This window comes from Streptomyces mutabilis (assembly GCF_046628145.1).
Lineage (GTDB): Bacteria > Actinomycetota > Actinomycetes > Streptomycetales > Streptomycetaceae > Streptomyces > Streptomyces mutabilis.
Genome location: NZ_CP176874.1, coordinates 5,434,357 through 5,455,231 on the forward strand (window position 1 = coordinate 5,434,357; position 20,875 = coordinate 5,455,231).

Sequence of the window (20,875 nt, forward strand, 5' to 3'; positions counted from 1 at the left end):
GGCGTCGCGTCCCTTCCCCGGGTCGTCGGGGTGTTACTGATGCGTGCCCCGGGCGGGGCGGTGGAAACCGCCCCGCGCCGGGGATCGGGCCGGTGTGGCCTAGACGGCGTCCTTGCGGAGCCGGAACCAGTAGAAGCCGTGCCCGCCGAGGGTCAGCAGGTACGGCAGCTCGCCGACAGCCGGGAAGCGGACCCCGCCGAACAGCTCGACCGGATGGCGTCCCTCGAAGGCACTCAGGTCCAGCTCGGTGGGCTGCGCGAACCGGGAGAAGTTGTGCACGCACAGCACCAGGTCGTCCTCGTACTCCCGCAGGAAGGCCAGCACCGCGGGGTTGGAGGAGGGCAGTTCGGTGTACGAACCCAGGCCGAAGGCCACGTTCTGCTTGCGGATCTCGATCATGCGGCGGGTCCAGTGCAGCAGCGACGAGGGCGAGGCCATGGACGCCTCGACGTTCGTCACCTGGTAGCCGTAGACCGGGTCCATGATCGTGGGCAGGAACAGGCGTCCCGGGTCGGACGACGAGAAACCGGCGTTGCGGTCCGGCGTCCACTGCATCGGGGTGCGGACCGCGTCGCGGTCGCCGAGCCAGATGTTGTCGCCCATGCCGATCTCGTCGCCGTAGTAGAGGATCGGCGAGCCGGGCAGGGACAGCAGCAGCGCGGTGAACAGCTCGATCTGGTCCCGGTCGTTGTCCAGGAGCGGCGCCAGGCGCCGGCGGATGCCGATGTTGGCGCGCATACGCGGGTCCTTGGCGTACTCCGCGTACATGTAGTCGCGTTCCTCGTCGGTGACCATCTCCAGGGTCAGCTCGTCGTGGTTGCGCAGGAAGATGCCCCACTGGCAGCCGGACGGGATGGCCGGGGTCTTGGCGAGGATCTCCGAGACGGGGTAGCGGGACTCGCGGCGGACGGCCATGAAGATGCGGGGCATGACCGGGAAGTGGAAGGCCATGTGGCACTCGTCGCCGCCGGAGGCGTAGTCGCCGAAGTAGTCGACGACGTCCTCCGGCCACTGGTTGGCCTCCGCCAGTACGACCGTGTCCGGGTACTGCGCGTCGATCTCCTTGCGCACCCGCTTCAGGAAGGCGTGCGTCGCCGGAAGGTTTTCGCAGTTGGTGCCTTCCTCCTGGTACAGGTACGGCACCGCGTCCAGCCGGAACCCGTCGATGCCGAGGTCCAGCCAGAACTTCAGAGCGGAGATCATCTCCTCCTGCACGGCCGGGTTCTCGTAGTTCAGGTCGGGCTGGTGGGAGAAGAACCGGTGCCAGAAGTACTGCTTGCGCACCGGGTCGTAGGTCCAGTTCGACGCCTCGGTGTCGACGAAGATGATCCGCGCGTCCTGGAACTGCTTGTCGTCGTCGGCCCAGACGTAGTAGTCGCCGTACGGGCCGTCGGGATTGGCGCGGGACTCCTGGAACCACGGGTGCTGGTCGCTGGTGTGGTTCATGACGAAGTCGATGATCACGCGCATGCCGCGCTGGTGTGCCGCGTCCACGAACTCGACGAAGTCGGCCAGGTCGCCGAACTCGGGCAGTACGGCGGTGTAGTCGGAGACGTCGTAGCCGCCGTCGCGCAGCGGCGACTTGAAGAAGGGCGGCAGCCACAGGCAGTCCACGCCCAGCCATTGCAGGTAGTCCAGCTTGGCGGTGAGGCCCTTGAGGTCGCCGATGCCGTCGCCGTTGCTGTCCTGGAATGAGCGGACGAGGACCTCGTAGAAGACGGCTCGCTTGAACCAGTCCGGGTCGCGGTCCTTGGCCGGGGTGTCCTCGAAGGTGTCCGGCACGGGCTCGTTGAAGATCATGTGGTGGGTGACCCTCCGATCTGCGGGTTGGACGGTCGCAGAACCGTGCAGACGTGCGCGGGCGTCCGGCCCGGCTCCAGGCGCACATAGTTGGCCCTGCCCCAGTGGTAGGTCTCGCCGGCGAGCTCGTCGCGCACCGGCACCGACTCGTGCCAGTCCAGGCCGAGTTGCGGCATGTCCAACGAGACCGTGGCCTCCTGGGTGTGGTGGGGGTCGAGGTTCACGACCACCAGAACCGTGTTCGACCCCTGCCGCTTCGAGTAGGCGATGACCTCTTCCTTGTCCGTGTGGTGGAAGTGCAGATCGCGCAGTTGGTGAAGGGCCGGATTCTCGCGGCGGATGGTGTTGAGGCGGGTGATGAGGGGGGCGATGGTGGTGCCCTCGCGGGCGGCGGTGGCCCAGTCGCGGGGTTTGAGCTGGTACTTCTCGCTGTCGAGGTATTCCTCGCTGCCTTCGCGCAGGGGGGTGTTCTCGCACAGTTCGTAGCCGCTGTAGATGCCCCAGGTGGGGGAGAGGGTGGCGGCGAGGACGGCGCGGACCTCGAAGGCGGGGCGCCCGCCGTGCTGGAGGTAGGAGTGGAGGATGTCGGGGGTGTTGGCGAAGAAGTTGGGCCGCATGTAGGAGGCGGCCTCCCCCGACAGTTCGGTGAGGTACTCGGTCAGTTCCCGCTTGGTGTTGCGCCAGGTGAAGTAGGTGTAGGACTGCTGGAAGCCGATCTGGGCGAGGGTGTGCATCATCGCCGGGCGGGTGAAGGCCTCGGCGAGGAAGATGACGTCGGGGTCGGCGTGGTTGATCTCGCCGATGACCCTCTCCCAGAACACGACGGGTTTGGTGTGGGGGTTGTCGACGCGGAAGATCCGCACGCCGTGGTCCATCCAGAAGCGCAGGACGCGCACGGTCTCGGCGACGATGCCGTCCATGTCGGCGTCGAAGGCGATGGGGTAGATGTCCTGGTACTTCTTGGGCGGGTTCTCGGCGTGGGCGATCGAACCGTCGGGGCGGTGGTGGAACCAGTCGGGGTGTTTGTGGACCCAGGGGTGGTCGGGGGAGCACTGGAGGGCGAAGTCGAGGGCGACTTCCAGGCCCTGCCGTGCGGCCTCGGTGACGAAGTGGTCGAAGTCGTCGAGGGTGCCGAGGTCGGGGTGGACGGCGTCGTGGCCGCCTTCGGGGGAGCCGATGGCCCAGGGGACGCCGACGTCGTCGGGTCCGGCGGAGAGGGTGTTGTTGCGGCCCTTGCGGTGGGTGGTGCCGATGGGGTGGACGGGCGGGAGGTAGACGACGTCGAAGCCCATCGCGGCGATCGCGGGCAGGCGGCGGGCGGCGGTGCGGAAGGTGCCGTGGGGCCGGGCCGGGGTGCCCTCGGAGCGGGGGAAGAACTCGTACCAGGCGCCGTACAGGGCGCGTTCACGCTCCACCAGCAGCGGCAGCGGGTCGGAGGTGGTGACCAGCTCCCGCAGCGGGTACCGGGCCAGCACCGCGTCCACCTCCGGCGTCAACGCCCCCGCCAACCGGGACGCCGCGGGCCGGTCCTCGTCCCGCAGCGCGTCGACGGCGGCCAGCAGGACGCGCCGGTCCGCGTCACCGGGCACCTCGGCGGCGGCCCGCTCGTGGAGCCGGGCGCCCTCCTCCAGGACCAGCTCGGTGTCGATGCCCGCCGGAACCTTGATCCGCGCGTGGTGGCGCCAGGTGGTGACCGGATCGCTCCACGCCTCCACGGCGTACGTCCAGAGCCCGGGTTCGCCGGCGGTGACGGTGGCGCCCCAGCGGTCGGTGCCCGGGGCCAGTTCGCGCATCGGGGTCCAGGGGCCGGGCCGCCCCTCGGGGTCCCTCAGTACGACATCGGCGGCCACCGCGTCGTGCCCCTCGCGGAACACGGTGGCCGAGACCTGGAACGACTCGCCGGTCACCGCCTTGGCGGGCCTGCGTCCCTGACGGACGATCGGGCGGACGTCCAGGACGGGGATGCGTCCGACGACGGTGGTGACGTCCGGGACGGCGGCTTCGCGCGGGGTGTCGCGAGAGGTGGTGCGCGGGGCTCCGCGTGGCGCCTCGGGGGGTGCGCCTGGGGTCGCTCCGGGCCGTGCTGACGAGTGGTGCGTGGCGGGCATGACCGCTCCTGTCCGCGTCAACGTGGGTGGGCGGATGACTCTGGGGAGGTGGGTCCTGCGGCGGTGCGTGCGGGGCGTACCGCAGGAGCCTTCCCACACTGTTCGGGTGGGCAATCCGGCACTTTGTTAACTACTCACGCGTATGTCGACACACGCGACGGGCCCTGACCGGACGCCTTCCCCGCCGGGAGATCGACACGCCGGTCGTTATTAGCCCGTCCGGCGAACGGGAGCGATGCCATTCAGGCCGAATCGGAGATCTTCGGGCGAAGCCCCCAGCGAGGGACACATCACGCCGGTAACGTCGGAGGGGTGAAGGCGATCCGTCGACTGACCGTCCGTCCCGTACTCCCCGACCCCCTCCGGCCGCTCAGTGATCTGGCCCGCAATCTGCGCTGGTCCTGGCACCCGGAGACCCGCGACCTCTTCCAGTCCGTCGATCCAGCGTGCTGGGCCGAGTCGGGCCGCGACCCCGTACGGCTGCTCGGCACCGTGCCGCCCGCCCGACTCGCGGAGCTGGCCGAGGACCGGCGCTTCCTGCGCCGGCTCACCGCGGTGGCCGACGACCTCGACCACTACATGACCGGCGACCGCTGGTACCAGGCCCAGTCCGGCCGACTGCCCGCAGCCGTCGCCTACTTCTCGCCCGAGTTCGGCATCACCGCCGCCCTGCCCCAGTACTCCGGCGGCCTCGGCATCCTGGCCGGCGACCACCTCAAGGCCGCCAGCGACCTGGGCGTGCCGCTCATCGGCGTCGGCCTGCTCTACCGCCACGGCTACTTCCGCCAGTCCCTCTCCCGGGACGGCTGGCAACAGGAGCACTACCCCGTCCTCGACCCCCACGAGCTGCCGCTGGCCCTCCTGGAGGAGCCCGACGGCACCCCCGCCCACGTCGCCCTCGCCCTGCCCGGCGGCCGGGAGCTGCGCGCCCGGATCTGGCTGGCCCAGGTCGGCCGGGTGCCGCTGCTCCTGCTCGACTCCGACGTCGAGGAGAACGACCTCGGCGAACGCGGTGTCACCGACCGGCTCTACGGCGGCGGCAGCGAGCACCGGCTGCTCCAGGAGATGCTGCTCGGCATAGGAGGTGTCCGGGCGGTGCGCACGTACTGCCGGCTCACCGGCCACCCCGCGCCGGAGGTGTTCCACACCAACGAGGGCCACGCGGGCTTCCTCGGTCTGGAACGCATCGCCGAACTGTGCGACGAGGGGCTGGAGTTCCCCTCCGCCCTGGAGGCGGTCCGGGCCGGGACCGTCTTCACCACCCACACCCCGGTCCCGGCCGGCATCGACCGCTTCGACCGCGAGCTGGTCGCCCGCCACTTCGGTCCCGACTCCGAACTCCCGCGCATCGACGTCGACCGCATCCTCCGGCTCGGCATGGAGACCTACCCCGGCGGCGAGCCCAACCTGTTCAACATGGCCGTGATGGGCCTGCGCCTGGCCCAGCGCGCCAACGGCGTCTCCCTGCTGCACGGCGGGGTCAGCCGGGAGATGTTCTCCGGACTGTGGCCCGGCTTCGACGCCGACGAGGTGCCGATCACCTCCGTCACCAACGGCGTGCACGCCCCGACCTGGGTCGCGCCCGAGGTGTTCCGGCTCGGCGCCCGGCAGATCGGCGTGCAGCGGGCCGAGGACGCGCTGACCGTCGGCGGCTCGGACCGCTGGGACTCGGTCGCCGACATCCCCGACCAGGACATCTGGGACCTGCGCCGCACCCTGCGCGAGCAACTGGTCGAGGAGGTGCGCGAACGGCTGCGCGTCTCCTGGCGGCAGCGCGGCGCCGGGACCGCCGAGCTGGGCTGGATCGACGACGTCCTCGACCCGGACGTGCTCACCATCGGCTTCGCGCGGCGCGTCCCGTCGTACAAGCGGCTCACGCTGATGCTGCGCGACCGCGACCGCCTGATGGACCTGCTGCTGCACTCGGAGCGGCCGGTCCAGATCGTCGTCGCGGGCAAGGCGCACCCCGCGGACGACGGCGGCAAACGGCTGGTGCAGGAGCTGGTGCGGTTCGCCGACGACCCGCGGGTGCGGCACCGGATCGTGTTCCTGCCGGACTACGGCATGGCGATGGCGCAGAAGCTCTACCCGGGCTGCGACATCTGGCTGAACAACCCCCTGCGCCCCCTGGAGGCGTGCGGCACGTCCGGCATGAAGGCGGCGCTCAACGGCTGCCTGAACCTGTCGGTGCTGGACGGCTGGTGGGACGAGTGGTACCAGCCCGACTTCGGCTGGGCGATCCCCACCGCCGACGGCGCGGGCACCGACCCGGACCGGCGCGACGCCATAGAGGCCGACGCGCTCTACGACCTGCTGGAGCAGCGGATCACCCCCCGCTTCTACGAGCGCGGGGCGAGCGGACTGCCCGACCGGTGGATCGAGATGGTCCGCAGGACCCTCAGCCTGCTCGGGCCGAAGGTGCTGGCAGGCCGCATGGTCCGCGAGTACGTCGAGCGGCTCTACACCCCGGCGGCCGAGGCGCACCGCGCCATGGACCCGGACTCCGCGCGGGCGCTGGCCGAGTGGAAGGCCCGGGTGCGCACCGCCTGGCCCGGGGTGAGCGTCGACCACGTGGAGACGTCCGCCGCCACCAGCACGGCGGAGCTGGGCTCGACGCTCGGGCTGCGGGTGCGGGTGAACCTCGGCGACCTCGCGCCGGACGACGTCGAGGTGCAGGCGGTCTCCGGCCGGGTCGACACCGAGGACCGGATCACCGACGCGACCACCGTGCCGCTGAAACCGGTGGGCGGCCCCGACCTGGAGGGCCGCTGGCTGTACGAGGGCCCGCTCGCCCTGGACCGCACCGGGCCTTTCGGCTACACGGTCCGCATCCTGCCCGCGCACCGGCTGCTGGCGTCCGGCGCGGAGGCGGGCCTGGTCGCGGTGCCGTCGGACGACCTGGCCCAGGCGGCGGGGCTGCTGATGCGGTGAGCGTCCCCGGGGCGGCGAGCGCGGGGCTCAGTCCTCCTCGTCGCCCCCGCTCAGCCGCCGCAGGACGGCGCCGCAGCGGCGGGCGTAGGCGTGCTGGAAGGCCCGGGTGGCCGGACCGCCGGCCTTGGCGTACCACTTGGCGGGGCGGCTGAAGGCGTGCACGGTCAGCCAGACCGTGCCGTCGCCCGTGCGGTCGACCACGAACGCCTCCTCGCCGGACTCGGGATGACCGGGCAGCGTGCCGTAGGCCCAGCCGGCCCGGCGGTGTTCCTCCAGCGTCCACACCACCCGGCACGGCGCCTTGATCATCCCGGCCAGGCTGACGGTGACGTCGACGCCGGGCGCGGCACGCTCGGCGCTCGCTTCGATGCCGACCCCCATCTCCCGGTGCATCTCCCAGGTGAGCACGGCCTCGGCCGCGCGCCGGAAGACCGGTTCGCCCTCCCCGAGGCGGGTGCGTACGTGCATGGGGCGGAAGCCGGGCGGGCAGGCTCCCTGCTCGCGGGTGGCGCCGACGTCGTCGTACGTGAAGGACATGGGCACCAAGACTAGGGCGACACCCGGGAACCATCGGTTCCGGGTGTCGCCCGTCACACCGTGGGGCCTCGAAGGGCCTACGGGAAGGTCAGCCGCCAGGCGTCGATGTACCCGGTGTCCTGCCGCCCCTGGTCCTGGACGCGCAGCTTCCAGGTGCCGTTGGCCGTCTCGGAGGAGGCGTCGACCGTGTAGGTCTCGTGGACGTCCTCGGCCGGGTCGTAGCCGCTGCTCTTGAGCAGGTACGCCGTCCCGTCGGGCGCGATCAGGTCGATCCGCAGGTCACCGCGCCAGGTGTGCACGATGTCCACGCCCACCTTCAGGTTGCTCGGCGCCTTGCCGGCCCGGCCCGAGACGGTGAGCGAGGAGGTCACCGCCGACCCGTAGTCGGGGATGTTCACGTTCGTGCCGCTCTCGAAGGTCGTGCCGTCGCCGCCCCCGCCGTCACCGGGGCGCGCGCCGACGTTGATGCCCGCCCACGCGTGCTGCACCGCCGTGTACTCGGCGCTGTCGGTGCCGTACAGCTCACCGGCCGCCGCGAGGGTGCCGGTGCGGGCGCCCGCGTAGTTGGTGGTCGACGTGAACTTGGTGGTCAGCGCGCGGAACCAGATCTTCGCGGCCTTCTCGCGGCCGATGCCGGTGACCGGGAGGCCGTCCGAGGTGGGCGAGTCGTAGGTGACACCGTTGATGGTCTTGGTGCCGCTGCCCTCGCTCAGCAGGTAGAAGAAGTGGTTGGCCGGGCCGGACGAGTAGTGGACGTCGACGTTGCCGATGCCCGAGTACCAGTAGTCCTTGGACGCGCCGTCCTTGCTGGGCTTGTCCATGTAGCGCAGCGGGGTGCCGTCGCCGTTGATGTCGATCTCCTCGCCGATGAGGTAGTCACCGACGTCGGAGGAGTTGTTCGCGTAGAACTCGACGGACGCGCCGAAGATGTCCGAGGTGGCCTCGTTCAGTCCGCCGGACTCGCCGCTGTAGTTGAGCCCCGCGGTGTTGGAGGTGAGGCCGTGCGTCATCTCGTGCGCGGCCACGTCGACGGAGGTCAGCGGGTTGGCGTTGCCGGAGCCGTCCCCGTACGTCATGCAGAAGCAGGAGTCCGACCAGAAGGCGTTGACGTAGTTGTTGCCGTAGTGGACGCGGGAGTAGGCGCCCACGCCGTCGCCGCGGATGCCGGAGCGGCCCTGGACGTTCTTGTAGTAGTCCCAGGTCAGCGCGGCCCCGTAGTGGGCGTCGGCGGCGGCGGTCTCGGCATTGGACGCGCTGCCGTTGCCCCAGACGTCGTCGGGACCGGAGAAGAGCGTGCCGGTGCCGGAGGTGCCCCGGTTCAGGTTGTACGTCTTGTGGTTGCCGCGCGCGGTGTCGGTCAGCGTGTACGACGACCCGGACTGCGCGGTGCCCAGCGTCACCGTGCCGCTGTACATGGTGTTGCCGGTGCCGTTGTGGATCGCCTGGTACTCGTAGAGCTTGGCGCCCGTGGCCGCGTCGGTGACGACGTGCAGTTCGTTCGGGGTGCCGTCCTCCTGGAGGCCGCCCACGACCGTCTCGTACGCCAGGACCGGGGTGCCGTTCGCCGCCCAGATCACCTTGCGCGGGGCGCGGTCGGCGTCGGGGGCCTTCGCTCCGGCCGCCTTCGCGGCGGCGACGGCCTGCGTCTTGGCCTTCGCGGCGGAGATCTTCGGCGTCACGGTGGCCGGCGCGATCGGCTTCTGCGTGGCCTTCACGACCCGCTCGGTCTTCCCGGCGTCGCTGCTGACGACGAGGTCGCCGCCCAGGACGGGGAGTCCGTCGTAGGTGCGTTCGTAGCGGGTGTGCACGGTGCCGTCGCGGTCCTTGACCACGTCGCGGACGACCAGCTTCTCCTTGGCGCCCAGGCCGAGGTCACCGGCGGTCTCGGCCTTGGTGGCGTCGGCCTCGCGTATCAGCTCGGCGCGCTGGGCCGGGCTGAGCTTGACGGATTCGGCACCCGGAGCGGGCGCCGGGCCGGGAGCCGCGGTGGCGGCGCCGGACTGGACCGCCGTCGCGATCAGCGCGGCGACACCGGCGAGGGCGACGGCGGCGGCTCGGCGGTGGGTGGTGCGGGACGCGGTGTGGGAGGTGCGTCTGTGGGGAGAACTGCTGCTCAACACTGACTCCTTCTGCGTGGCCGCGGGTCGCGCGGCCAGGGGAGACCGGTCGGCGGGTGGGCCGGCCGGGCGGTGCTGGTTCGGTACGCAGAAACCACATGCCAGGAGCTGGCCGCGGCACAGCGCTGACAGGGAAGCTGTGGGGGCGCTGTGGAACGGCCGTGGGAAGAGTGGCAGCCGGGCGGTGCATTTGTCAGGAGCGCGTCAGGAAGTTGGCCGGAAATCGTTCGTTGTCCGGGCGTTCATGTTCGATATACGGAAGCGTCGCCCGGCTGTCGTACTGACTGCCCCGTCAGTCAGTGACGGGCTCCGGGGCCGGCTCCCCGTGCCAGGAGTCCCACAGCGCCGCGTACGCGCCCCGGGCCGCCACCAGCTCCTCGTGCGTGCCGAGTTCCGTGAGCCGGCCGTCCTCCATCACCGCGACCCGGTCGGCGTCGTGCGCGGTGTGCAGGCGGTGGGCGATGGCGATGACCGTGCGGCCCTCCAGCACCGCGGCCAGGGCGCGCTCGGTGTGCCGGGCCGTGGTCGGGTCCAGCAGGGCGGTGGCCTCGTCCAGGATCAGCGTGTGCGGGTCGGCCAGCACCACCCGGGCCAGGGCGAGCTGCTGGGCCTGCGAGCCGTCCGTGCGGTGCGCGTCGGCGCCCAGTCCGGCGTCGAGACCGCCGGGCAGGTCCCGCACCCACCGCTCGGCGCCCACGGCGGCCAGGGCCGACCACAACCGCTCGTCGGTGGCGCCCGGTTCGGCGATGAGGAGATTGTCGCGGACCGTGCCCAGAAAGACGTGGTGCTCCTGGGTGACCAGCACCACCTGACGGCGCAGCCGCTCGGGCCCGAGGGCGACCACCGGCACCCCGCCCACCGTCACCGAGCCCTCGGTCGGCGCGTCCACGCCCGCCAGCAGCCGGCTCAGCGTGGTCTTGCCGGCCCCGGACGGCCCCACCACCGCCAGCCGCTCGCCCGGCCGCACGGTCAGGTCCACCCCGCGCAGCACCTCGCCGCCACGGTCGTAGGCGTACCGCACCCCCGACACGTCGATCCGGTCGTCCGCCGGCACCGGCGATCCGCCGGTCCTGGCCCGCGGAGCACGGGCCAGCCCCTCCACCCGGGCGAAGGAGGCACCGCCCGACTGGAGCTGCTCGACCCGCATCAGCACCTCGTCGAGCGGCCCGGCCAGCTGCTGGAGGTACACGGCGCACGACACCACCGCCCCGAGGCTCACCGATCCCTGCGCGTGCAGGACGCCGCCGAGCAGCAGCACGCCCGCCACCGGGACGACGTACGAGACGTCCACCGTCGGGAAGAACACACTGCGCAGGTACAGCGTGTGGAAACGGGTGCGCCGCGACTCCTCCAGCGCCCGGCGGCTCGACGCGACGCGCCGGTCGGCCAGCCGGAACGCCTCGACCGTGCGGGCCCCGGCCACCGTCGCCGACAGGCTCTCGGCGACCTCCGAGTTGGCCGCGCCCTCGGCGAGGTAGCCGGCCCTTGCCCGGCGCAGGTACCAGCGCAGCCCGAACCAGACCGGCGTCAGCCCCAGCACGCCGACCAGGCCGAGCAGCGGGTCGAGCACGAACACGGCGGCGGTCAGGAACAGCGCCTGCACCGAGTTGATCAGCAGCTCCGGTCCCGCGTCGCGCAGCGTCGTGCCGATCGTGGTCACGTCGGCGGTGCCGCGCGTCGTCAGGTCCCCGGTGCCCGCCCGCTCCACGACCGACGCCGGCAGGGACAGCGCCCGGTCCACGAATCGCTCCCGCACCCGGGCGAGGGTCCGCTCCCCGAAGCGGTGCCCCACGTACCGCGCCCAGCGGGCCAGCAGGATCTGTGCCAGCGAACACAGCAGGATGGCGAGCGCCATCCGGTCCACGGCGCCGACACCGCCCCCGGCGCGCACCTCGTCGACGATCCGGCCCAGCAGCCACGGGCCCGCGAGCCCGGCGAGCGCGGCCAGCGCGTTGAGACCGAGGACGACCGTGAAGGCCCGCCGGTCGGCGCGCACGAGGTCCGCCGCCGCCCGGCGGACGTCGGTGCGCCCGGCGACGGGCAGTTGTCCCGCGGACGTCATCGGACCACCTCGTCGTCCCTGTCCTCCCTGGAGACCAGCGCCCGGTACCCCGGCTCGCCGGCGAGGAGTTCCTGGTGGGTGCCGGTGGCGACGACCTTGCCGTCCACCAGGTGGTGCACGACGTCCGCCCGGTCGAGCACCAGGGGGGAGGTGCAGGCCACCACGGTCGTACGGCCCCGGCGCGCGTCGCGCAGGCGGTGTGCGACGGTCGCCTCCGTGTGGGCGTCCAGCGCGGAGGTCGGCTCGACGGCGAGCAGGACCTCGGGATCGGTGAACAGGGCGCGCGCCAGGCGGACGCGTTGGCGTTGGCCGCCGGACAGGTCGCGTCCCTGGGCCGCGACCTGGGTTTCGAGGCCGTCGGAGAGGGATTGGACTATGTCCTCGGCGGCGGCTGTGCGGATGGCCCGGGTGAGGTTCGCCGTCGGGGGTGCCCCGGCATGCCGTCGGGCGTCCGCGGGTGTGTTGTGGCTGGTCGCGACCACGCGGCGGAGCCGCACATCGTTACCGCCCGCGTCCCTGAGCGGCGTCTCCCGAGCCCCTATGACGTCGCGCAGGGAGCCCGCGAAGAGGTCGGCCTCCGCCTCCGCGACCAGGATGCGGGCGCGGACCTGGGCGAGCGGGACCTCGGACAGCGGGACGTCTCCCCACGTCACCTCGGACGGGGCGTAGCGGCCTAGGCGGTCGATCAGCTCGGCGGCGTCGGCGGGACGCGCGCCGGCCAGTGCGGTCAGGCGGCCGGGGAGGACCCGTACTCCCGAATCCGGGTCGTACAGCACCGACGGTTCGGCGGGGGCGTCGCGGGTGCCGGTGTCCGGGTCCGGCTCCAGCCGCAGGAACGCGACCACCCGGCGGGCGGCCACCACGCCCCGGCTGAGCTGGTGAGCCATCTCGATCAGGAAAGTCACCGGCCAGCCCAGCGCCACCACGTACCCGTACACCGACACCAACTCGCCCACGCTGATCTGCCCCTGCACGGCCAGCCGGGCGCCCAGCCAGGTCACCAGCGCCAGGAACAGCATCGGCAGGCCCACCCCGAGGGCCTGGATCCAGCTGGTCACCGCCCCGACCCGGTAACCCTGCTCGCGCAGCCGCCCCGAGTCCCGGCGGAAGGCGTCCGCGACCAGGCCCTTGCCGCCCAGGCCGTTCAGCACCCGCAGCCCGCCCGCGAGGTCGCCGACCCGCGCGGTCAGCACGGACTGCCGCTCCCGGTACTCGCTCTCCCTGCTCTGCAACCGCCCCATGAGCGGCCCGAGCAGCACGCCGAGCAACGGCACCCCGAGCAGGACCACCAGGGCGAGCCGGGTCGACACCGACAGCAGCAGCCCGCCGACGGCCGCGTAGGCGACGACCGCTCCGACACCGGGCCCCACGGCCGTCAGCGAGGTGCTGATGGTCTGCACGTCGCCCACCCCGATGGTGACGACCTCACCGGCCCCCACCTGCCGGCGCAGCGACGCACCGAGCCGCGTGGCGTGCTCGACGACCACCTTGACCGTGCGGAAGTTGGCGTCCATCCGCACCCGCGTCATCGTGCGGTGCCGCATCGTGCCCAGCCAGGCGTTGCACACCCCGGCGGCGACCAGCGCACCCGTCCATCCCGCCAGTGCGCCCAGGTCACCGGGCGTCAGGCCGTGGTCGATCACCCGCGCCATCAGGTACGGCGTCGCCGCCAGCAGCACCATCCAGACACTGGCCAGCACCGCGCCCGCCAGGCAGCGCGGCCACTGCCGCCGCACCAGCCACAGCAGGTACCGCCAGCCGCCCCGGCGGTCCGGTGTGCCGGGGTCTTCGTACGCGTCGATCACCGTGGCTCTCCCCGAGGATCCGCCCTCACGCCAGACTGTCCCGCCACACCCGGTGCAGCTCCGCGAACCGGCCCGTCCCGGCGGTCAGCTCGTCCGGCGAGCCGTCCTCCACGATCCTGCCGTGCTCCATCACCAGCACCCGGTCGGCGATCTCCACGGTGGAGAGCCGGTGCGCGATCACCACCGCCGTACGTCCCTTCAGCACCGTCGCCATGGCCCGCTGCACCGCCCGCTCCCCGGGGACGTCCAGCGAGCTGGTCGCCTCGTCCAGGATCAGCACCGCCGGGTCCGCCAGCAACGCCCGCGCGAAGGCGACGAGTTGGCGTTGCCCGGCGGAGATGCGCCCGCCCCGCTTGCGGACGTCGGTGTCGTAGCCGTCGGGCAGCGCGGCGATGAAGTCGTGGGCGCCGATCGCCTTCGCGGCCCGCTCGATCTCCTCCCGCGTCGCCTCCGGACGGCCGATGGCGATGTTCTCGGCGACCGTGCCGGAGAACAGGAACGCCTCCTGCGTCACCATCACCACCCCCCGGCGCAGTTCGGGCACGGCCAGGTCGCGCAGGTCGGTGCCGTCCAGCAGGACCCGCCCGTCGGAGGGGTCGTAGAACCGGGCCAGCAGCTTGGCCAGCGTCGACTTCCCGGCGCCGGTGGAGCCGACGACGGCGACCGTCTGCCCGGCCGGGATCGTCAGGTCGAAGCGGGGCAGCACCTCGCCGCCGGTGCGGTAGGCGAAGCGGACCGAGTCGAAGACGACCTCGCGCCCCGGGTGCTCCGACTCCAGGGGCGGCAGCTCCTTCGGCGCGGCCGGCTCCGGCACCGACGGCGTCTGCGCCAGCAGCCCGGCGATCTTCTCCAGCGAGGCCGCCGCCGACTGGTAGGAGTTCAGGAACATGCCGAGCCGGTCGATCGGGTCGTACAGGCGCCGCAGGTACAGCACCGCCGCCGCGAGCACACCGAGGGCCAGGGTGCCGTCCGCGACCCGGTAGGCGCCCCACAGCACGATCCCCGCGACGGCCGTGTTGGCGACCAGCCGCGAGCCGACGACGTACCGGGCCATCTCCAGCAGCGCGTCGCCGTTGGCCCGCTCGTGACGGCGGTTCAGCACGGCGAAGTCGGCGTCGTTGGCGGCCTCCCGGCGGAAGGCGCGCACCGGACGGATGCCGTTCATCGTCTCCACGAACTTCACGATCACCGCCGCGATCGCCGTGGACCGCTGCCGGTACGCCCGGCCCGCGCGCCGCTGGTACAGCCGCACCAGCGCGTACAGCGGCACGAACGACGCCACCGCGACCCCGCCGAGGCCCAGGTCCAGCCAGAGCAGCAGCGCCGCGATGTAGACGAAGGACAGGACGACCGTCACCAGCTCCTGCAGGCCCTCGTCGAGCAGTTCGCGCAGCGACTCCACGTCCGTGGTGGAGCGGGAGATCAGCCGGCCCGAGGTGTAGCGCTCGTGGAAGTCGACGCTGAGTGCCTGGGCGTGGCGGAAGATCCGGCCGCGCAGGTCCAGCAGCACGTCCTGGCTGACGCGGGCCGCGGTGGCGATGAACGCGTACTGCAGCCCGCCCGCGGCCAGCGAGCAGAGCAGGTAGCCGGCGCCCACCGCGATCAGCGGGCCGTGGTCGTCGTCCCGCAGCGCCGGTACGGCGTGGTCGATGGCGTAGGCCACCAGCAGCGGGCCCGCCTGGACGGCCGCCTGCTGGAGCAGCAGGAGGAAGGTGGTGAGGGCGACCCGGGCCTTCATCGGCGTCAGCAGGGAACGCAGCAGGGCGCCGGTCGCGCCCGGCGGGCTGGGCAGGACGTCCCGGTCGAAGGCGTCGTCGGCCGCGGGCGTCCCGTCCCCGGCCGCTCGGCCGCCGTCGGGCTGTCCCTTGTCCGGCGCGGTGGCCGTGGGCGCGGTCATCGGCCGTCCCCTTCCCGGAGTCCCTCGTGATCCTCGCGCCCGTCGAGCCCGGACATCAGGTGGGCGTACTCGGCGCTGGTGCGCAGCAGTTCGTGGTGGGTGCCGACGGCGGCGATCCGGCCGCCCGAGAGCAGCGCGACACGGTCGGCCAGCAGCACCGTGGAGGGGCGGTGGGCCACGATCAGGGCGGTGGTGTCCGCGAGGACCTGCCGCAGGGCGGCCTCCACCGCGGCCTCCGTGTGCACGTCCAGCGCGGACAGCGGGTCGTCCAGGACGAGGAACCTCGGCCTGCCGACGACCGCCCGGGCGAGCGCGAGGCGCTGCCGCTGGCCGCCGGACAGGCTCAGGCCCTGCTCGCCGACCTGGGTGCCGGTGCCCTGGGGCAGCGCGTGCGCGAAGTCGGCCTGCGCCACGGCCAGGGCCCGGCCCAGTTCTTCGTCACCGGCTCCGTCACCGGCCCCCATCAGCACGTTCTCGCCGACGCTGGCCGAGAAGAGGGTGGGCTCCTCGAAGGCGACGGAGACCATCGCGCGCAGCTCCTCGCGGGACAGGGCGGTGATGTCCTCGCCGTCCAGCGTGATCCGTCCGTCGGTCACCTCGTGCAGGCGGGGGACGAGCGCGGTGAGCGTCGTCTTGCCGCTGCCGGTGGCGCCGACCAGGGCCATGGACTCGCCGGGGCGGATGTGGAGGTCGACGCGGTCGAGGAGGGGCGGGGAGTCGGGGGGTGCGTCGGGATAACGGAAGCGGACGCCCTCGAACCGCAGACCTCCGGGGCGACCGGACTCGGTGTGCACCGGACGGTGGACGCGCCGCCCGGCGCCGGGAGGTGCCGCCGCGTCGGATTCGCCCTCCGCGTCCATCACCTCGAAGTACCGGTCCGTGGCCGTCGCCGCCTCCTGGCTCATCGCCAGCAGGAAGCCGATCGACTCCACCGGCCACCGCAGCGCCAGCGCCGTGGACAGGAACGCCACCAGCGTCCCCGCCGACAGCGCCCCGTCCGCCACCTGCACCGCCCCCACCACCAGCGCCGCACCGATCGCCACCTCGGGCAGCGTCACGATGACCGCCCAGATGGACGCCAGCAGCCGCGCCTTGCGCAGCTCCGTCCCGCGCAGGGTGTGCGACAGCTCGTGGAAGGCCCGCGCCTGGCTGCGGTGCCGGCCGAAGCCCTTGATGATCCGGACGCCGAGCACGCTCTCCTCGACCACGGTCGTCAGGTCCCCGACCTGGTCCTGCGCCCGCCGCGCCACCGCCGAGTACTTCTTCTCGAAGATCCCGCAGGTGATCATCACGGGAACGGCGGGCCCGAGGATCACCAGCCCCAGCGTCCAGTCCTGGACCAGCATGATGCCCACGCCGACCAGGATCGTCACCCCGTTGACCAGCAGGAACGTCAGCGGGAACGCGAGGAACATGCGCAGCAGCATCAGGTCCGTCGTCCCGCGCGACAGCAACTGGCCGGAGGCCCAACGGTCGTGGAAGGCCACCGGCAGCCGTTGCAGATGCCGGTACAGGTCCGCCCGCATCCCCGCCTCGACCGCCGACAGCGGCCGGGCCACCAGCCACCGCCGCAGCCCGAACAGCAGCGCCTCCGCCACCCCGAGGAGCAGCAGGTACAGCGCGCCGAGCCAGACCCCGGACGGGTCCCGGTCGGCCACCGGCCCGTCCACCATCCACTTCAGGACGAGCGGGATCACCAGGCCCACGCAGGAGGCGAGGATCGCGATGACCGCCGCGCTCCCCAACCGCGCCCGCACGGGCCGTACGTACGGCCACAGCCGCAGCAGGGCACGCACGGTGGAACGCTTCTCGGCGGGGTGGTCCGGGGCGGGCGCGGGTGTCGTGGGCATCAGCAGCGAGACTACGGTTCACCACTGACGGTGCCCACCGAGTTTCCGCGCGCACCGGGGGTCGTACGGGAGCATCGACCGATCGGCTGATGCGCCTTCGAGCGCGACGGCCGATGTGCCGGGCACCCGCACCCCGGGACGCTGGTGCCATGCCCGTCATCGAAGTCACCGACCTGCGCAAGTCCTACGGCGGTCACCCCGCCGTCGACGGTGTGTCGTTCGCCGTCGAGGAGGGGGAGATCTTCGGCGTCCTCGGCCCGAACGGCGCCGGCAAGACCACCACCGTCGAGTGCGTCGCGGGCCTGCGCGTCCCCGACGCGGGCCGTGTCCGCGTCACCGGCCTCGACCCCGTCGCCGACCACGAGGAGGTCACCCGCGTCCTCGGCGCCCAGCTCCAGAAGAGCGAACTCCAGCCCAAACTCACCGTCCGCGAGGCACTGGAGCTGTACGCCGCCTTCTACCCCGAGCCCGCCGACTGGCGCCCGCTCGCCGAACGCCTCGGCCTCACCCCGAAGATGGACACCCGGTTCGCCAAGCTCTCGGGCGGCCAGAAGCAGCGCCTGTCCATCGCGCTCGCTCTGGTCGGCAGCCCCCGGATCGTCGTGCTGGACGAGCTGACCACCGGCCTCGACCCACGCGCCCGCCGGGACACCTGGCAGATCGTCGAGGACATCCGCGCGGGCGGCGTCACCGTCCTGCTGGTCACCCACTTCATGGAGGAGGCGCAGCGCCTGTGCGACCGCATCGCGGTCATCGACAAGGGGCGGGTCGCCGCCCTGGACACCCCGGCCGGCCTGATCCGCCGGTCGGCGGGCGCCACCGTCATCAGCTTCACCCCGTCCGCCCCGCTGGACGACCACGATCTCAACTCCCTGCCGGAGCTCGCGTCGGTCCACCGCAAGGACGGCCGTGTCACCCTGTCCGGCACCGACGAGACGGTCAACGCCGTCATCACCCTCCTCGCCCGAACCCGCGTCACCGCCCACCAGCTGCGCGTCACCGACGCCACGCTGGACGACGCCTTCCTGGACCTCACGGAGGCCACGGCATGAGCACCGACGTCGTCAACACCGCCGTACTCAGGACGGAGATCCGCCTCTTCGGGCGCGAACCCGGCGGCGTCTTCTGGATCCTGCTCTTCCCCACCCTGCTGCTGGTGATCCTGGGCTCCGTCCCGTCCTTCCGCGAGTCCGACCCGAACCTCGGCGGCCTGCGGCCGGTCGACGCCTACGTGCCGGTGGCCGTCCTGCTCGGGTTGATCGTCGGCGGACTGCAGGGCATGCCGCCCACGATCACCGGCTACCGGGAGAACGGCATCCTGCGCCGGATGTCCACCACGCCGGTACGCCCGTCGGCCCTGCTGACCGCGCAGATGCTGGTGTTCGGCGGCGCCGCGCTGCTCTCCGCCCTGGTCACCCTCACGGTCGGCCGACTCGCCTTCGACGTGACGCTGCCGGCGCAGCCGTTCGGCTACCTGCTCGCCCTGCTGCTGGCCCTGGGAGCCTCCCTCTCCCTGGGAGCCCTGCTCTCCGCCCTGTCGCGCACGACGAAGATCGCCACCGCGATCGGGTCGACCGCGCTCTTCCCCGCGATGTTCTGCGCGGGCGTGTGGCTGCCGGTGGAGGCCATGCCGGACCTGCTGGCGGACATCGTCGGCTGGACCCCGTTCGGCGCCGCCGCGCAGGCCCTGAACGACTCCGCGACGGGTGCCTGGCCGGGCTGGACCCACCTCGGCGTGCTGGCGGCCTGGACGGTGCTGCTCACGGCGGCGGCATCGCGCTGGTTCCGCTGGGAGTGAGCGCCGCCGTGACCCACACTGGTGCCATGGCGGACGTGGCGGGAGTCGAACAACGCTGGGCGACCGTCCGCCGCTGGGGGCCGTACGCGATGCTCGGCGTCGGCACCGCGCTCACCAGCGCGACCATGGACGTCATCGGCATGGGGCAGGCCGAGCGGTACGCCACCGCCGTGCTCGTCGGGTTCGTACTGCTGTGGCAGCTGTGGTGGGACCGGCGGTCCGCCCGCACCCGGGCCGTCCGGTCACCGGTCTCGGCCTGCTACTACCTCGTCCGCGCGGCCGCCACCTTCGCGCTGAGCTGGCTGAACCCGTTCTTCGCCTTCCTCGCCGCCGTCGGCTACTTCGACGCCGACCGCCTGCTCCCCCCTCGGCTGCTGAAGCCCGGCCTGCTCGTCACCGCCGTGACGATCGCCGGCTCCCAGTCGGGCGGACTGCCCCCGCACGGGCCGCTCGGCTGGGGGGTGTTCGGGGCGCTGCTCGGCGTCCACCTCGGCATGATCGCCGTCTTCGGCCACCTCACCGCCCGCGAGGAGGAACGTACCCGCACCCAGGCCGCGGCCATCGCCGAACTGGAGCGCACCAACACCGCCTTGCAGCAGGCCCTCGACGAGAACGCGGCCCTGCACGCCCAGTTGCTCGTCCAGGCCCGGGAAGCCGGAGTCGCCGACGAACGCCGTCGGCTGGCCGCCGAGATCCACGACACCCTCGCCCAGGGCCTGACGGGCATCATCGCCCAGCTCCAGGTCGTCGCGAACACCCGGGACGCGGACCTCGCGCGCGAGCACACGGACCGGGCCCTGGCCCTGGCCCGCCACAGCCTCGGCGAGGCCCGCCGCTCCGTGCACAACCTCTCCCCGGTCGCCCTGGCCGACGACGGGCTGCCGGGCGCCCTGCACAAGACGGTGACGGAATGGGGCGAACGTACCGGCGTCCAGGCGGGGTTCACCGTCACCGGCACCGCGGAGCCCCTGCACGACGAGGTGGCGGCCACCCTCCTGCGCATCGCCCAGGAGGCCCTGTCCAACACCGCCCGGCACGCCGCCGCCGACCGGGCCGGCGTCACCCTCTCCTACATGGGCGACGAGGTCACCCTCGACATCCGCGACGACGGCCGGGGCTTCGACCCGCTCGCCCTCCCCGCACGCACCCGCACCGGCGGCTTCGGCCTCGACGGCATGCGGGCCCGCGCCGAGCGCATCGCCGGTTCGCTGACCGTCGAGGCGGAACCCGGCCAGGGCACGGCCGTCTCGGCTCGCGTACCGTTGGTCCGCCATGACGGATGACGCCGTGATCTCCCTCCTCATCGTCGACGACCACCCCGTCGTACGCGACGGCCTGCGCGGCATGTTCGACTCCGCGCCCGGCTTCCGCGTCCTCGGCGAGGCGGAGAACGGCGTCGAGGCGCTGGCGCGGGCCGCCGCACTCGACCCGGACGTGATCCTCATGGACCTGCGGATGCCGGGCGGATCGGGCGTGGACGCCATCCGCGAACTGGCCCGGCGCGGCGCCCGCGCCAAGATCCTCGTCCTCACCACGTACGACACCGACTCCGACACACTGCCCGCGATCGAGGCCGGCGCGACCGGCTACCTCCTCAAGGACGCGCCCCGCGACGAACTGTTCACCGCCGTCCGGGCCGCCGCCCAGGGCCGTACCGTCCTCTCCCCGGCCGTCGCCACCCGTCTGGTCTCCGCGGTCCGCACACCCAGGGGGCCCGGCGGCGAAGCACTCTCCGCCCGTGAGCGCGAGGTGCTCGCCCTGGTCGCCCGCGGCACCTCCAACAAGGAGATCGCCCGTGAACTGTTCATCAGCGAGGCGACCGTGAAGACCCACCTCACCCACCTGTACGCCAAGCTGGGCGTCAACGACCGCGCCGCCGCGGTGGCGGCGGGCTACGACCGGGGCATCCTCGGCTGAGGCAGGGCCCGCGGTCGCCGCGACAGGGCCCGCGGCCACCGAGACGGGACCCG

13 protein-coding genes are annotated in these 20,875 nt (G+C 72.6%); 5 read left to right on the forward strand and 8 right to left on the reverse strand.

The genetic code is table 11. From position 1 onward, the window contains the following. Nucleotides 1-99 precede the first annotated feature (99 nt). Both treS and ACLIN4_RS24695 read right to left on the reverse strand, forming a co-directional pair. Nucleotides 100-1,800 (reverse strand): maltose alpha-D-glucosyltransferase, encoded by a 1,701-nt coding sequence (gene treS, locus ACLIN4_RS24690; RefSeq protein WP_290014530.1) that lies wholly within the window; start codon nt 1,798-1,800, stop codon nt 100-102. Next, nucleotides 1,797-3,908 carry an alpha-1,4-glucan--maltose-1-phosphate maltosyltransferase gene (locus ACLIN4_RS24695; protein WP_411576239.1) on the reverse strand — a complete coding sequence of 704 codons (2,112 nt, stop codon included), beginning with the start codon at nt 3,906-3,908 and terminating at the stop codon, nt 1,797-1,799. Before ACLIN4_RS24695 ends, treS begins: the two co-directional genes overlap by 4 nt. Nucleotides 3,909-4,220: 312 nt before the next feature. On the opposite strand from ACLIN4_RS24695, the gene ACLIN4_RS24700 reads away from it, so the two are divergent. Beyond that, nucleotides 4,221-6,839, forward strand: a complete 2,619-nt coding sequence (locus ACLIN4_RS24700) for a glycosyltransferase family 1 protein (RefSeq protein WP_381914129.1) — start codon at nt 4,221-4,223, stop codon at nt 6,837-6,839. A gap of 27 nt (nt 6,840-6,866) precedes the next feature. Here the strand turns inward: ACLIN4_RS24700 and ACLIN4_RS24705 are convergent, their stop codons facing one another. The 6 genes from ACLIN4_RS24705 to ACLIN4_RS24730 all read right to left on the reverse strand — a co-directional run bounded on the left by ACLIN4_RS24705 (nt 6,867) and on the right by ACLIN4_RS24730 (nt 17,107). Then, nucleotides 6,867-7,376 (reverse strand): DUF1990 family protein, encoded by a 510-nt coding sequence (locus ACLIN4_RS24705; RefSeq protein ID WP_179342494.1) that lies wholly within the window; start codon nt 7,374-7,376, stop codon nt 6,867-6,869. Nucleotides 7,377-7,453: 77 nt separating this feature from the next. Beyond that, the gene (locus ACLIN4_RS24710; protein ID WP_289911544.1) at nt 7,454-9,493 is read right to left on the reverse strand and encodes a M4 family metallopeptidase; all 2,040 of its coding nucleotides are present in this window, start codon (nt 9,491-9,493) and stop codon (nt 7,454-7,456) included. A gap of 292 nt (nt 9,494-9,785) precedes the next feature. After that, nucleotides 9,786-11,555 (reverse strand): ABC transporter ATP-binding protein, encoded by a 1,770-nt coding sequence (locus tag ACLIN4_RS24715; RefSeq protein WP_107478167.1) that lies wholly within the window; start codon nt 11,553-11,555, stop codon nt 9,786-9,788. After that, entirely contained in the window at nt 11,552-13,360 is a 1,809-nt protein-coding gene (locus ACLIN4_RS24720; RefSeq protein ID WP_411576240.1) for an ABC transporter ATP-binding protein, read from the reverse strand. Before ACLIN4_RS24720 ends, ACLIN4_RS24715 begins: the two co-directional genes overlap by 4 nt. A 25-nt stretch (nt 13,361-13,385) precedes the next feature. Next, the gene (locus tag ACLIN4_RS24725; protein ID WP_411576241.1) at nt 13,386-15,257 is read right to left on the reverse strand and encodes an ABC transporter ATP-binding protein; all 1,872 of its coding nucleotides are present in this window, start codon (nt 15,255-15,257) and stop codon (nt 13,386-13,388) included. Beyond that, a complete protein-coding gene (locus ACLIN4_RS24730; protein ID WP_290014088.1) occupies nt 15,254-17,107 on the reverse strand; it encodes an ABC transporter ATP-binding protein in 1,854 nt (617 codons plus the stop codon). Before ACLIN4_RS24730 ends, ACLIN4_RS24725 begins: the two co-directional genes overlap by 4 nt. Before the next feature lie 149 nt (nt 17,108-17,256). Here ACLIN4_RS24730 and ACLIN4_RS24735 point away from each other — a divergent pair, with 149 nt between their 5' ends. The 4 genes from ACLIN4_RS24735 to ACLIN4_RS24750 are packed head-to-tail and all read left to right on the forward strand — an operon-like array spanning nt 17,257 to nt 20,822. After that, nucleotides 17,257-18,159, forward strand: a complete 903-nt coding sequence (locus ACLIN4_RS24735) for an ABC transporter ATP-binding protein (protein WP_179342492.1) — start codon at nt 17,257-17,259, stop codon at nt 18,157-18,159. Further along, on the forward strand, nt 18,156-18,905 hold the full coding sequence (locus tag ACLIN4_RS24740) for an ABC transporter permease (RefSeq protein WP_290014087.1): 750 nt from the start codon (nt 18,156-18,158) through the stop codon (nt 18,903-18,905). Before ACLIN4_RS24735 ends, ACLIN4_RS24740 begins: the two co-directional genes overlap by 4 nt. 26 nt (nt 18,906-18,931) lie before the next feature. Continuing rightward, nucleotides 18,932-20,188, forward strand: coding sequence for a sensor histidine kinase (locus ACLIN4_RS24745; protein WP_107478162.1), 1,257 nt, complete (start codon nt 18,932-18,934; stop codon nt 20,186-20,188). Further along, the gene (locus tag ACLIN4_RS24750) at nt 20,178-20,822 is read left to right on the forward strand and encodes a response regulator (protein ID WP_290014086.1); all 645 of its coding nucleotides are present in this window, start codon (nt 20,178-20,180) and stop codon (nt 20,820-20,822) included. Before ACLIN4_RS24745 ends, ACLIN4_RS24750 begins: the two co-directional genes overlap by 11 nt. Nucleotides 20,823-20,875: the final 53 nt, after the last annotated feature.

What these genes read in the sequence shown, in the direction of transcription:
- ACLIN4_RS24725 (WP_411576241.1), bottom strand. Translation starts at nt 15,257, where the DNA reads ATGACCGCGCCCACGGCCACCGCGCCGGACAAGGGACAGCCCGACGGC.
- ACLIN4_RS24705 (WP_179342494.1), bottom strand. Translation starts at nt 7,376, where the DNA reads ATGTCCTTCACGTACGACGACGTCGGCGCCACCCGCGAGCAGGGAGCC.
- ACLIN4_RS24695 (WP_411576239.1), bottom strand. Translation starts at nt 3,908, where the DNA reads ATGCCCGCCACGCACCACTCGTCAGCACGGCCCGGAGCGACCCCAGGC.
- ACLIN4_RS24745 (WP_107478162.1), top strand. Translation starts at nt 18,932, where the DNA reads ATGGCGGACGTGGCGGGAGTCGAACAACGCTGGGCGACCGTCCGCCGC.
- ACLIN4_RS24735 (WP_179342492.1), top strand. Translation starts at nt 17,257, where the DNA reads ATGCCCGTCATCGAAGTCACCGACCTGCGCAAGTCCTACGGCGGTCAC.
- treS (WP_290014530.1), bottom strand. Translation starts at nt 1,800, where the DNA reads ATGATCTTCAACGAGCCCGTGCCGGACACCTTCGAGGACACCCCGGCC.
- ACLIN4_RS24740 (WP_290014087.1), top strand. Translation starts at nt 18,156, where the DNA reads ATGAGCACCGACGTCGTCAACACCGCCGTACTCAGGACGGAGATCCGC.
- ACLIN4_RS24750 (WP_290014086.1), top strand. Translation starts at nt 20,178, where the DNA reads ATGACGGATGACGCCGTGATCTCCCTCCTCATCGTCGACGACCACCCC.
- ACLIN4_RS24715 (WP_107478167.1), bottom strand. Translation starts at nt 11,555, where the DNA reads ATGACGTCCGCGGGACAACTGCCCGTCGCCGGGCGCACCGACGTCCGC.
- ACLIN4_RS24730 (WP_290014088.1), bottom strand. Translation starts at nt 17,107, where the DNA reads ATGCCCACGACACCCGCGCCCGCCCCGGACCACCCCGCCGAGAAGCGT.